Source organism: Guptibacillus spartinae (assembly GCF_028610625.1).
Lineage (GTDB): Bacteria > Bacillota > Bacilli > Bacillales > Guptibacillaceae > Guptibacillus > Guptibacillus spartinae.
Genome location: NZ_JAQQWU010000006.1, coordinates 15,545 through 28,790, shown reverse-complemented (window position 1 = coordinate 28,790; position 13,246 = coordinate 15,545). Strand labels below are relative to the sequence as shown.

Here is a 13,246-nt window from a genome sequence, read left to right as displayed (position 1 = left end):
TTTAATGGAATACCGCGATTTCATCAAATGTTATACCAAGGTATTTGTACTTAATCCGAACTTCATTTATAGGTTCTGAAAAAGTAACACTAATTCCATATGCTTCATCGTCTTCAGAAGCAGAACCCTTATCTAAATTCTGAAAATTGGATGAAGGAGACGTTCCTGTCTCTATATTTACTTGTTCTATTTCCGTAAATCTATAGTTTGTTGATTCTTCGCTATAAAAATCATCCGTAATAATAAAGCCCTGTAACGGATTGCTAACTTGTACTTTTGTTTGCAAAGGGGCTTCATTATTATTTACTGTCACACTTACTATCTCCAACCCCCTTAACCCTTTATTCCCTACACCAACGACGACAGATTTTTCACTCTTAGTTGATGCAAGCGTGCCAACTTCTAAAGGGGGATTAAAGATTATAGATGCGTAGAGTCCGCCAACAGCTATTCCCATGGAAAGAACGAGAACCAAGAAATTCTTCCTCTCCAACTTTTTCTCCTCCATTCAGATGCTTTCTTCCACTTTGCTGCCCCTAGAACTGTTTAAAGTCCTTATCATGTATTCAGCAAGCGCTCCAATATAGTTGAACATTTAAGATGTCGATCCTAATATTTACAACTGTATATAATTAAAATAGTAGAGTGAAAATAAGTTGCATAGAAGGTGAACGAGTATACCAGGGACAATAGACTTAGTTACTCTATAAACAATCCCAAAAGCGATACTCTGAGTGCATCATTCCGAATATGATAGACGAAACCAATAGTGCGAAGATGAAATAGGAATGTCTATTAGATAACTCCTGCTACGACGAATAAGAAAATAAAGCCTTTCCCTTTATCATCCACGGGTTGCTATTCCATCGCTAACCAAATAACTGTAACAGCACCTAACCCAATACCAAGTAATCACTCCAATTTCACTACCTCCATAATTTCCCTTTTTCCTATATTATCATAAAATAGATTGAGTATACTTTTTTTAATCTTCGACAGCTTTTTATGTAATCAGGATGATTTCATTATATTTGTTCAATTCTTTCACATTTGCAGATGAGAACACACTAGTACTGTTCAATGGAAAGAAAAAGAAGTTAACGGATGAAGATAAGGTAACTATACAATATAAAGATAAAGCCGATGAAATACCTATAAAAGATTCATATAAAGCGCAGACTTAGTTCCCCGTTTAAAATCTCCAAAATAATCTATTATTTGATTCCTCTACGCAAAAACTTTTCCGTTAAACGATCATTGACAGGGTTAGTCAGGCAGGATACAATACACATAGAATTAATATGCATAGAATTACTATGCATAAGGAGGGTAGGTATCTATGAAAGTGAGTAAAGAACTGCTTAAAGGGAGTACGACCACTCTGATTTTAAGCTTGCTGCACACTAAGCCAAGGTATGGATATGAAATTATCAAAGAACTGGAATTGAAATCTGACGGTATTTTCTGTTTTAAGGAAGGAACGATCTATCCTATCCTTCACACCCTTGAGAAAAAAGGTCTTATTGCCTCCTTCTGGGGGGAAGGGACTGGAAAGAGAAAGAGAAAATATTACAAGTTGAATGAGTCGGGCAGAGAACTCATCCAAGAGAAAAAAGAGGAATGGTCCGTTTTTAAAAATGCAGTGGACCAAGTGCTTCATGGAGAGAAAAGCGTATGGGAATAGATAAGAGATTCGAAGTATATATTGATAGGTTGTGTAAGCGGATCAGGAATAAGGATGTACATGATAACATCAAGCTCGAGATAGGTGATCACCTTCAGGAACTCAAAGAAGATGCCATGCGCAGGGGGCTTTCTGAAGAAGAGGCCGTAAAAGAGGCTATGACGCATATAGGTGATGAGAAAGTATTAGGGAAACAGTTGAACAAGACGCATAAAGCACCGTTAGATTTACAAACCATTCTTCCGGTTCTCGCGGTTTCTCTGTTCGGACTTCTGGTGATGTATTACCTGCAATTTCATTCCACCATCACAGCGCTTCATAAGATGAACGTATTCAATAAAAGCCTAATATTCTACTCAGCTGGCCTATTGCTCATGCTAGTCGTGTTTAAATGTGATTATAGAAAACTGGCAAAGCATTCGATCCATATCTATGCTGGGACGTTATTCGTTCTTTCATTGACCCTCCTTCTCGGTGTATGGGTCGATGGCATCCCATTTTTAAATATTGGCTTTGCTTTTATCAATTTCACGGAAATCACTCCATACCTTCTGGCCGTATCCTTTGCGGGAATTTTTCACGCCTGGAATTGGAAAAACATCCGAAACTTCTGGATGGGAGCAGGTTACCTTGCTGTACCGATCCTTTTGCTTTCAGCGACTGGAGCAGTGGCTGCTACATTCATCAGCCTGATCGTATCTATTACCATTATGTCCGTGTCTAACGCTAGCATCAAGCAAGTTTTATCCTTTACTGGACCTTTATCCATTTTGCCGATGGTTCGTCTTTTCGTCCAAGCAGATACGTCGCCATTACCTAACACGTATGCTGGTTTGACTTTGGGAGATGCGGACTTCATAGGTAGTGCCTTACAGTCCACCACCGGACTGATGTCGGAAGTCCATACAGACTTCATCTTTTCGTACACCCTCTATACATTTGGTTGGTTGTCCGCAATCATCTTGTTCGCGTTGATTGCATATTTCATTTGGAGAATCATTAGTATGGGCAGGAACATGGTTTATTCCTATGAACGACTACTTACTATCGGTCTAGCTGCCACCTTCTCCGTTCAGTTCATCCTAAGCATCCTGATAAACCTCGGTTTATCGGGTTTGTCCGGCTCCCCCATGCCTTTCATGAGTTTTGGCGGCTCCCATATCTTACTTGAAATGACTGCTGTCGGTTTATTATTGAGCATCTACAGAAGACGCAATACAGCGGAACAGCCTATCGCATACAGCTAAATACCCTGGAAATCATGATGTTTTCTTTTAAAAAAATTATAAAAGATAACTGAAGACCCATGGTCGAGACGTTCGACCATGGGTCTTTAAATCTACTAGCCGCAAACTAGCTTATGTTTGAATAAAAATTTATTAGACTCGTCAATAAATAGGGAATAAAAGGAACTTCTTTAAAAATAGCAATGAATAAGATAGCTTATTCACCTTAAATTGAACATACCCTTTCCATTTTTCATGTCAATTGGCAATGAAGAATGTTCATGAGTAATGACCCAGGACCCTTTTTCTTTTTTAAAACCAAATGTAAACCTGTTGGTTATTTGACGAAGCTTCTCTTCCTTTTCAACATTGTATGCTACGAAAGTTAAAGCACAATGAGAAAAAGCAGTGCTCTCCCCTTCCTCAATAACTAAATCGTTAAAAACTGTCTGCAGTTTGACCCCTTCTTCTTTAAGACTACTGAACCATTCTGTCACGTTCTCTCTCCATGCGTTTTCCCCTTTACACTCCCAACTTCCCCAGCAATCATAGATATGTATGTCAGAAGAATAGGAAGAGAGAAATTTCTCAACATCCTGCTCATTGACAGCTTCTTTGTATCTTTCAAGTGCTTCTTCAACTGTACTAATTTGGTTATACATAAATTACTCCCTCTTAGATAAAAATTTAATGTCTTTTTACCTATTCAATAATGCTGGAAGCTATACCTTTGTTTTTTAACCCTTTTAGCTTGAATTGTAGTAGAAAGATTAAAAGTCAGCATTTGATGCTATGACTGTCTGTCCACTCACCATTACTCCTATCTTGTTACAGATAAGATCCGATTTGATGGAATAAGTGTATATGACCTGTTATAGATTCACTTACATCAAATGTTTTAAGCAATTATATAAGGAACAATCCCAATTTCCATTAATATTTTCTAACATGGTAAACGATGTATTATCTATATACGTTGTTTGAAAGCTATTGGGGATTAATTGTTGTAATGTTAAACCGATTATAGCACCATGACTCACTACTAATATTCGCTTGCCGTTATATGTACGGTCGATATCCTTAATAAATTCAACTCCTCTTTTTCCTACTTCTTCAAAACTTTCCATCCCTAGGTCTTTGTCACGCCAATTGCTTCCCCACTTTTCCAGGCGAACCTCTTCTGTCGTTCCTTCAATTTCCCCGCAATGTATTTCTCTAATTCTTTTGTCATAGTGACTGATAGGTAAGTTTAGTTTACTCCCAATGATTTGTGCAGTTTCAATTGCTCTTGATAAATCGCTTGAAATAATGACATCCCATTTTCCTTCTTCTCGCAGCCTAGCACCAATATTTGTAGCTTGTTTTCTACCTAATTCGTTTAAAGGAATATCTGACGTGCCTTGTACTTTACCAAGTTCATTCCACTCCGTAATTCCATGTCTAATTAGCCCTATGGTTGTCATTCTATCTATCTCCTTTTGCTCTTTCTTGCCTATAAACGCACAATGATATCTACAAAGAGCGTAGACTTCTTTTTAGGCAAACGCTTCGAGTTTGTTGAGTAAGCTTTCTTCTCTTATTCAAACTACAAACGACATTCGTTTCCGCCATACTTGTCTCTAACTTTTATTAACACTATAAGATATGTATAAACCGGAATTAATATAAACCATGTCGATGGAGGATCTTGTACGTTAAATTCTCTCCACAATACGAGCCCAGCTAACGTATAAATAATGAATGAGATCCATAATATTGTTTTTCTTCTCGGTGAAAACAATTTTATAATTAAGTCCGTTAGTAGTGTTGTGGGTAATCCAAATATAAAATAATAAATGTAAAAGAACATGGCATAAATGAGGGCTACATCTACTCTATAAAAATTATAATCTTCACCCCAAAAATGGCTATGAATGAAGATGGAATCACACATAACAAGTAGTATACCTGCAATGGGACCAGAAATAAGGATAGCCAGTATGATTCTCAAAAGATGTTTCATCTTTACCTCGCATAGTAAATGTAATATTTGATTCAATTTCAAAATCACAATGAATATTAGTTCTGTTTACTCTTTACCTACTTGCAACTATTCTTATTACAGATAAGCTCCGAGTTTGTGTAGTAAAACTTCTACCATTATTTAATTTCAAGCCAATCTTCTCGCCATTGAAAGTAAACATTATTCGAAGGGGTCTTATAGAATATTTCTTCTGGATAAGGTAGTGCAAGTCTAGGTTTATCCTCCCTGCTGAAAAACTGGAGATCTACAGATTCACCATCATTAGGACTTAATTCGCCTCCTAAAATAATGCATTCAAATACAAATACATTGTATTCTACTTTATCTCCGTTAGCATAAGTAAATCGGAAATCATTACCTCCAAATACGCCTAATAAATTTTGAGGTCTTACTGATAATCCGGTCTCTTCCCTTACCTCTCGAACTACAGCTTGAGCAGGAGCTTCGCTAGGTTCAATCGCACCCGCAGGAAGACTCCAGATATCACCATCTCCTGGATACTGATATAGAATTTCATTTTTATCGTTTCTTATAATCGCAGCAACGCTTGGAATAAAGATAAGTTCATTATTAATCTTATTGCGAAGTTCTTGATAGTAATTAGATATTGGCATTACCCATTTCACTCCTAACATTAAGTCTTTTATTCGCCCTTCATATTCCCAATTATTTCAAAAGAGGACATACTATACAATCTTTTATTTCATAAAATATGAGCCTATCTAATTAGAGATAAGCTCATAAGATTGCTTTTAAGTTAGGTGTATTATTGTATTCTTCTATAATGATTAATTAAAAATCCTCCTACAATCACTAATAGATCAATTAATCCTACAAAAACATAGGTAAGGCATCGGGTGCATAACTGTTATAAATCTAATGACCATTTTAACATTCCATTCTTGCTCCAATATCTTTGAAGAAGAGTAGATTCTAAAAAACAAAACTCAATTTACTCTAAAAACGTCTTAATGTTGGCCCTGCACCCTCTCTTTATACCCACTCGTTTCCATATTTGCGTATAAATATAATTTCCTTTCGATAGTGATCATAATGGCCCTCATCTATCATTTTTTGAAACGCCATTTCCCCTTCACTGGCTTTTCTTTTCATGTAGTTACATAAACCCTCTAATCGCTGCAAAACCATTTCTAAATAACCTTCTTTTAACCCCTCCATATCGTAAGATTCAAAAAATAAGTTAACTCTATGTTTAATACGGAGGGCATCTGAAGAAGAATCATAATAAACTTGCTCTCCGGATTCAGTATGGTAAAGCCTACTTAATGGAACACAAGTATAAAGAGTATAGGCAATGTCCCATATTCTAGGGCCAGGTGCAGCGACATCAAAATCAATAATGCCAACTGGTCTTTTATCATTAAAAATAATGTTGTATATGGCAAAATCATTATGGCAGAGTACCTCATATGGTTTTGGAGTGTTATCGATTGATCCCCATTTATCGCCATATGAAAAGTCGCTCACCGCATCATGGTAAAGACGAAGCATCATCGCTATCTCTTTTAAAACATCATTCGACCACATATAATTTTTCAAAGGATAATTGCCAGCTTCTCCATCAATATACGATAAAATTTCTCTACCTTTTTCATCAACTCCTAAAAATCTAGGTACATAGCTGAAACCTTTCTTTTCTAAATGCAATAATAGCTTATGGATTCTAGCACTTTCTGGCTTCAGTTCTCGACGAACAGTACCTTGCAAACGATAAACGTTTGAGACGTTGCCTCCTGAAAGCTTTTCTTCCGATTCGTAATTAGACATTTATTATTCCCTTTCCGTATTATATTACTGAATTAGTGGGGCATATGATATGATATGTAGAGATATAAAATTTATTTAACACAAAAAAAGCAGATACAAAGGTATCCACTTGTGTTTGTAGGTTTTAACACCCCCAGCGCCCCTTGTTAATGACTTAAAAATAGATATACTTCACCCATTATCTTTGCAAGCTAGTATTCTATTTGATTAATTTATCATTATAAGGATGTCTACATTTGTGTTGAATACCCCTTTCAATTACATCTCCATAAAAAGTGTACAAACAATTTTTCAATTATCAATCAAAATCACCAAATATAGTTAATGTCTGCTTAGTTCACCCCCTTTATAACCTCCTTCAGTAGTTAGTTTTCTCTTTATATTAAGTAATCGCTCCGATATAATGGAATAACAGGAAAGTTATTCATCAATTTCACCTTCTAAGACCTTTGTTATAAAGTCAGTTTTACCGATTGTATAATCAGCTCTGCCTTTTGCCCTATTAACTAATTTTCTTTTAATTCTGTCATACTCAGCTACCGCTCCTGGATTGCTCCGCAGATAGTCCCTAAAAGCTATGTGCCTTGCTAGCTCATTACTATCTTGGTTGCACACGTATAGATGATGCTCCATCCATTTTGTATTTTTCCCACCCCACGGAGTTAATGTATCTTTTCTACCAAATGCTTCTCTTCCTTCAAAACTCCATTCTTCTTGGTGAAAGTATCCTATCTTTTCAAGACCTAGAATAACAGCAGGGAGTACATCATAACTTTCTATCACTAGATCGATGTCCAAAATTGGTTTCGCTCCAAGACCTTTTACAGCAGTGCTTCCAACGTGCTCAACCTTCGTTATCAAATCTGTTAAATTCATTTCAATCACTTGTTTCAATAACCTAAATGTTTTTGACCATTGTTCATCATAGTCACAAATCACAATTTCGGACAATCGAGCACCCCCCCTCTTCCTAGGTGAATCATTCAAAATAAATTAATTGAAATGGAAGTCCAATCCTCATGAACTTCCATTTTTGCTCCGAGGATATGGTAATACAAAAATTCGAGATACTGAAAAAGGGATATACCCTTCACGCATTCAACAGTACAGATTAAACATAGGAATTTAGTTACTAAATCCTGCTTCTTTCAAAAACTCTATTTTTTTTAAATCTTTATTGTTGTTTTGATCTGCCCTATAACTATCTTTTGATGAGGCATTATAAACACATAAATATTGTTCTGGGGTCAGCAAATAATACCTAACTCCTTCATGTTGCTGCATCTCTAAGTCTTCTAATTGTACCCCGGCGAAGCTCGGTAATGTGTCAATGATACCAAATTCAACTGATAACCTTTCGTCGAAGAACTCATGTTCATGCAAATCAATTAACCTATATCCCATTGAGTTCATGATAGTCACAATATCCATCCAGTTATGTATCGATAATTCCGGTGCTACTTCCCATCCTCTTTTATCACCAGGTACATGAATATCTAAGTCTTTGGCATTCCAACTCTTACTAGTAATTACTTCTAAGCCAACTGAGCCCATGAGTAATGGAATAATGTCAATATTGTTTAACTTTTTAGTGATTTTTAGAAACTCATCAAACTTGTTAATAACCATTTTTTCCTCCATTTTTTAAAATTTATCCTAAATCCGTTATGTCAGTAAGAAAACGATACTCCGAGGGTCCTAGCATATGAAATAAAATCATATGCTCTGTTAAGCAATTGCTCCGTTCCAGTAAGAATGTCTTGTGCACCGACTCTTTGCGTGCCTTTAATACTTATAAGACTGAAAGAGGGATTGAAATACAACAATCCAAGGCTGGTGGTAAGGTTCGTACAAAAACTTATGATACACTTAGATTAACTAAGTTCAATCTCTAACATTTCTTTTTTCAACGAACGGACGTATTAGAGGAGTTTGACTGGGAAACAACTCTTAAATTAAGGAGGAATTATATGCTTTGGCTTATGTTAATAGTTATATTTCTACCTTTTATCGCAAGACGAATAGAAAGGCATTTTCAACGATTAAAAAAAGAAAAGAATGAAATAAAAGATATCTTCAGTGATTAAGAGAAAACTGGAAGTTCCTATTTTTTGCTGATGAATCGCAAACCTAAACAACTGTCTCTTTTACTTCCTTCAAATAATCTAAGAGTGCAGCTTCAATACCAAACTAATTTAGCAGTTGTCTTAATATAGAATTTGCTACATTAGATTTCTCAACATTGGATCTTAACTTTTTAATCTCAATCAATTAAATCAGCACCTAGCAATCTAATACGAAATATGTCCAAAAATAAGTGAAAGAGTTTCATTTATTAGATTGAGCTTCCTAAATACTTAATACCAATTATTTCAAATCAGTCTACATAACACAATCTTTTCTTCAAAAAAATAGAAGCTCATCTTGTTAAAGATAAGCTCCGAGATAGTGGAATACTTCATTTCACGATATGTAATCACTTTTCTTCAACCGCCTTCATTTAATATTTTATGATAGTCTCGATAAATTCAATTCATAAATAAGTGAATTTCTATCAGGGTAATCATATTGAATCGGCAAGTCCTTTTTATCAATATTTTTAAATCCTACCTTTTCATAAAAACTGTGTGATCTAGTGGCTACTGACGGGGTGTCTAATAATATTTTAGAAAAACCTTGTTTTTCTGCATCATTAAGTAACGCATCGAAAAGGTCTGCTCCTACTCCTATCTCTTTACCTCGGTAAGCTTTATAAACGAAAAATTTCTTTAATATGCAAACTTCATGCGTCTTTTTCTCCAATCCGATTGTTCCTCATTCTTCTCGTTTAAAGCAACCCAAAAATTCCCTCCATTTTTTATATAGTGTGAGTCAATATTCAAAATGTCTTGCTGTTCCTCTAGACTTATACCTACACCGTATTCAACATTTTGTACGTGCAATATTAAATCAATAACTTCTTTTTTATATGAATTATTGTAAATCGTAATCATCTCTTTACCCCCATATATATTTAAGGACTTACTACTTCATATTCAGCAACTTTTACTGTCTTTGGTAATTGACTTCCTATTAAAAAAGCAATAATTCAACTTTCATACTTTTCAAGAGACGTAAGATTAATTTCATCTGGATCTATACCAACTCTCTCTATAAAATCGTTTGCTTTGATTCTAAGATAAAAAGGAATCTTCCTCTAAAAAAGACTCCTACCAAATTATCATTAGAGCAAGTGATTTAATTTCTTATTTCTCTATTCGTTCTTATTTCAACAATATCTGAAATAAACGAATAAATATTTGGCGGATATTCCGCTAGTCGATGAACGACATACAAATACCATTCACTACCGTAAGTCACATAAACTTTTGCTTTCACATTATTTTCATTTAAGGAGCTTAATAAGTCAGCTCGAACACCATCTAACATCTCTACTTCTACATTGGAATGATTAAGATAATCTATTTGCTTCAAAATATTTTCGTCATGGGTAGCTATAGATAATGGATGATGGTGGTCTATACAGAGTGACACAAAATCGATATATCGCTTATTTAACTCTTCTCCTCTTGGAAGGTATTTGTCTTCTGACTCCTGGTAGGCTCCCTTCACCAAACGGATTTTACCAGGATAATTAATTAGCTCCTTTAAGTCAGTAGAAGAGCGATTTAACTGAACTTGTATGGTTATGCCTACGTTTGGATATAAGTTGGAGATTCTTTTATATAGGGACAAAATTCGGTCCGTTTTTTGAGATTCCTCCATGCTGATCATCAGCTGAATATGATGCTTCTGTGCTTCTGATGATAACTCTTCTAAATTTGCAAATGCTAGTTCATCAGAAATCATCATCCCAATATGAGAAAGGTCAAAAGATACAGTCGTCTTAATGTGTTGATTTCCTAATTCTTCAATTAAATCTTTAAATTCATTTTTCGCAAAAATACATTCCTTTTCGGAAGTGGTATTTTCACCGATATACTCGATGGAAGTCTCATATCCTTTATTCTTAAAATCAAGAACGCGGTTTATGCCCTCTGTACGTTCTTCTCCTGCTACAAAACGTTTTGCTCCTTTAAACAAAAGGGGAAAAAGTTCTTCTGAATTTTGTATATATGCTTTTAAGTTTTGATCTCTAGCGATCGATTTAAGGCTTTCGGAAAAGCGAATTTCCTCATTTAACATCATTCATGTATCCCTTCTTTTAAAAATTCCTTCTAACTCGATGAGGTTGATTTATGAATAAAAATATCTCGATATTGCCCAGGCGTTAAGCCAATAAATTCTTTGAAAATATGACTAAAATGACTTTGATCAATAAATCCCGTTTCCATTGCCACATCAAGAGGTTTCATTCCCTGTTCTAATCTATCTTTTGCTTCATTGATACGGACCGTTTGTAAATACCGATAAGGCGTTATCCCTAAATAGCGAGTAAATGATCGTAATAATGAGTATTTGTTCATATTTGCTACTGTCGCTAAATCTTCTAACCCGATATCCTCTGCATAATGAGTCTCTAAAAAGCGACAGACCTTTTCAATTTCATGTTTTGTCACGATCTGCGTGTCTTCTTTTGCTACAGCATATTCTTCAATGAGCTGTTGAATAAGGAAATAAAACGTTTCTTCTTTTTCTAAATCCGATATTTCATCCATCACCATCTGGTGAAGGTTATGCAGCAAGTTAGCATGTTCACTGCGGTAGGACACAGGTGAAACAAAGGAAGGAAGGTAATCCTGTCCTGTTATCTCTTTGGTCACTTTCCGCATAACCTCAGGCTTAATATTTAAACAACGATAATCCAACGTTTCGTTATTAATAGATTCACAAGCATGATTATCATAAGGATTAAAGAATATCAGGTCACCAGTTCCGATCTCATATTCTTTGTTCTTACAAGATAACCGTCTTTGTCCACTTTCAATAAAACCGATGACATAATACTCATGAAAGTGATTCGGGAATTTCTGCATAATTCCTACGAAACGATAAGCTTCTATTTGTAACGTAACATCAAAATGCACCGTTCTCTCTTCTTGCCTCATGAACTTTCACCCATCCTTGCAATAACTGATTGCTAGTTTATCACATGAACAGGCAACTAGCCTTGTAATATATTGACTTCCAAATAGTGTTAACGAGTCTTGTATTCATTCCATTTAATCGATAATACATTTATAAAAACCTATAACCTATCCTTTAAGAAATCGATGAAGATATTGGGCTGTATCTCGCGCTCCGTTCTCATTTTGCAATTGTTTTCCTAACCTACGAGCATTTTCGATCATGGCGGGTTGAAGCATCTGAGAGACAGCACTCGCTAACTTTTCCACGGTTACTTTCTCCCTAGGTATAGGAGCAGTTCCAACTCCCAACTCCTCTGTTCGTTTGCCCCAGGCGAATTGATCGTTTCCATGAGGTATGACAACACTCGGCACCCCTGATTGAAAAGTGACGGCTGTTGTACCTGCCCCGCCATGGTGAATAACCCCGGCCATTTTAGGAAAAAGCCACGTATGTGGGACACTTTCAATGAAATACATATCTTCATACGCTTCTTTGTTAGAGAATTGATTCCAACCCATTCCAATAATCCCCCTTTTCCCAGATTTCCGAAGTGCTTGAATCACTATTTTTATCGTTTCGTCTGCGTCTTCATCATAAACACTTCCTAATCCCACATAGATTGGCGCCTCTCCTCTTTCAATAAAATTTTCCAGACCTTCGGGAGGGGCCCATTCGCTCAAATCTTCATTAAGAAACCAGGAACCGAATGCTTTCGTGCCGTTTGGTGATGTCGGAAACACATAAGGGCTCAATGACATCACAGATGTATGATTCTTCGATATTTTTCTGCCATATGGGTTCATAAAGCGCTCGGGAAGCTTTCCGAATCGGTCCTTCCAGAATGACGCGATTGGCGATTTAACCGTAAGCCAAAATCCTTTTTCAAATATGTGATGTGTGAGAAGGTTAGCTATCTTTCCCCATCTATACTTATAGAAGATAAGCGCAGGATAATCTTTTGTAGGTACCATCGGAAAAGGAGAAGCAAGAATTGTTGGGACACCATAATATTCACCGACAAATTGCCCAATCGCTGCGCCAGGATGATAAATAATGGCATCCGCTCCTTCGCATCCCTCGAATAGATCTCGCTGCACGCCTAACTGCTTATCTTTTATATAAGGTTTCATTTTTTGAAAGCTCGTAAAGAATTTAATGGGTGTGTTAGACTCAATCGAACGCTTAGCCATCTCTTTTGATATCTTAGCTATATCCTCTTTTAGCGGATGAAAATCCAATCCATGTCTGGTCACTAACTCTTCATAATTAACAAATCCCACTATCTTTACTTGATGACCCAATTTCTTTAAATCCTTACCTAGTGCAATGTAAGGTTGAGTATCGCCTCTAGTACCCGTCGTTAAGATTGATATTCTCATTTCAACATTTCATCTCCCGTTAAATTAGTTAGGCTAACTTACTTTCTTTTAAAAAAGGGCAGTGTCTCACCCTTTG

The 13,246-nt window shown here is 36.0% G+C and carries 15 protein-coding genes; 2 read left to right on the top strand and 13 right to left on the bottom strand.

Annotated features, from left to right (window positions below; translation table 11 throughout):
- Position 1: 1 nt before the first annotated feature.
- Both PQ511_RS11885 and PQ511_RS23745 read right to left on the bottom strand, forming a co-directional pair.
- Positions 2 to 493 carry a hypothetical protein gene (locus PQ511_RS11885; RefSeq protein WP_273852128.1) on the bottom strand — a complete coding sequence of 164 codons (492 nt, stop codon included), beginning with the start codon at positions 491 to 493 and terminating at the stop codon, positions 2 to 4.
- A 123-nt stretch (positions 494 to 616) separates the two neighbouring features.
- Positions 617 to 727: a hypothetical protein gene (locus tag PQ511_RS23745; RefSeq protein WP_420541701.1), complete on the bottom strand. Its 111-nt coding sequence runs from the start codon at positions 725 to 727 to the stop codon at positions 617 to 619.
- A gap of 612 nt (positions 728 to 1,339) precedes the next feature.
- Between PQ511_RS23745 and PQ511_RS11880 the strand changes: the two genes are divergently transcribed.
- Positions 1,340 to 1,684, top strand: coding sequence for a PadR family transcriptional regulator (locus PQ511_RS11880; RefSeq protein WP_273852127.1), 345 nt, complete (start codon positions 1,340 to 1,342; stop codon positions 1,682 to 1,684).
- Positions 1,675 to 2,931 (top strand): FtsW/RodA/SpoVE family cell cycle protein, encoded by a 1,257-nt coding sequence (locus tag PQ511_RS11875; protein WP_273852126.1) that lies wholly within the window; start codon positions 1,675 to 1,677, stop codon positions 2,929 to 2,931. Before PQ511_RS11880 ends, PQ511_RS11875 begins: the two co-directional genes overlap by 10 nt.
- A gap of 200 nt (positions 2,932 to 3,131) precedes the next feature.
- Here the strand turns inward: PQ511_RS11875 and PQ511_RS11870 are convergent, their stop codons facing one another.
- The 11 genes from PQ511_RS11870 to PQ511_RS11815 form a co-directional block, all read right to left on the bottom strand.
- Positions 3,132 to 3,572, bottom strand: coding sequence for a YybH family protein (locus PQ511_RS11870; protein WP_273852125.1), 441 nt, complete (start codon positions 3,570 to 3,572; stop codon positions 3,132 to 3,134).
- A gap of 222 nt (positions 3,573 to 3,794) precedes the next feature.
- Positions 3,795 to 4,373, bottom strand: coding sequence for a histidine phosphatase family protein (locus tag PQ511_RS11865; RefSeq protein ID WP_273852124.1), 579 nt, complete (start codon positions 4,371 to 4,373; stop codon positions 3,795 to 3,797).
- Positions 4,374 to 5,049: 676 nt separating this feature from the next.
- Positions 5,050 to 5,547: an NUDIX hydrolase gene (locus PQ511_RS11860; RefSeq protein ID WP_273852123.1), complete on the bottom strand. Its 498-nt coding sequence runs from the start codon at positions 5,545 to 5,547 to the stop codon at positions 5,050 to 5,052.
- 379 nt (positions 5,548 to 5,926) lie between these two features.
- Entirely contained in the window at positions 5,927 to 6,721 is a 795-nt protein-coding gene (locus PQ511_RS11855; protein WP_273852122.1) for an aminoglycoside phosphotransferase family protein, read from the bottom strand.
- Positions 6,722 to 7,141: 420 nt separating this feature from the next.
- Positions 7,142 to 7,672, bottom strand: a complete 531-nt coding sequence (locus PQ511_RS11850) for a GrpB family protein (protein ID WP_273852121.1) — start codon at positions 7,670 to 7,672, stop codon at positions 7,142 to 7,144.
- A gap of 174 nt (positions 7,673 to 7,846) precedes the next feature.
- The gene (locus tag PQ511_RS11845; RefSeq protein WP_273852120.1) at positions 7,847 to 8,350 is read right to left on the bottom strand and encodes a phosphoribosylanthranilate isomerase; all 504 of its coding nucleotides are present in this window, start codon (positions 8,348 to 8,350) and stop codon (positions 7,847 to 7,849) included.
- A gap of 879 nt (positions 8,351 to 9,229) precedes the next feature.
- Positions 9,230 to 9,523 carry a GNAT family N-acetyltransferase gene (locus PQ511_RS11835; RefSeq protein ID WP_273852119.1) on the bottom strand — a complete coding sequence of 98 codons (294 nt, stop codon included), beginning with the start codon at positions 9,521 to 9,523 and terminating at the stop codon, positions 9,230 to 9,232.
- Positions 9,490 to 9,714, bottom strand: coding sequence for a hypothetical protein (locus PQ511_RS11830; protein ID WP_273852118.1), 225 nt, complete (start codon positions 9,712 to 9,714; stop codon positions 9,490 to 9,492). The genes PQ511_RS11835 and PQ511_RS11830 overlap by 34 nt, the downstream gene beginning before the upstream one ends.
- Before the next feature lie 244 nt (positions 9,715 to 9,958).
- Positions 9,959 to 10,906, bottom strand: coding sequence for a proline dehydrogenase family protein (locus PQ511_RS11825; protein ID WP_273852334.1), 948 nt, complete (start codon positions 10,904 to 10,906; stop codon positions 9,959 to 9,961).
- Positions 10,907 to 10,938: 32 nt separating this feature from the next.
- Positions 10,939 to 11,769: an AraC family transcriptional regulator gene (locus PQ511_RS11820; RefSeq protein ID WP_273852117.1), complete on the bottom strand. Its 831-nt coding sequence runs from the start codon at positions 11,767 to 11,769 to the stop codon at positions 10,939 to 10,941.
- A gap of 147 nt (positions 11,770 to 11,916) precedes the next feature.
- Positions 11,917 to 13,170 (bottom strand): glycosyltransferase, encoded by a 1,254-nt coding sequence (locus PQ511_RS11815; protein ID WP_273852116.1) that lies wholly within the window; start codon positions 13,168 to 13,170, stop codon positions 11,917 to 11,919.
- Between the last annotated feature and the right edge of the window lie 76 nt (positions 13,171 to 13,246).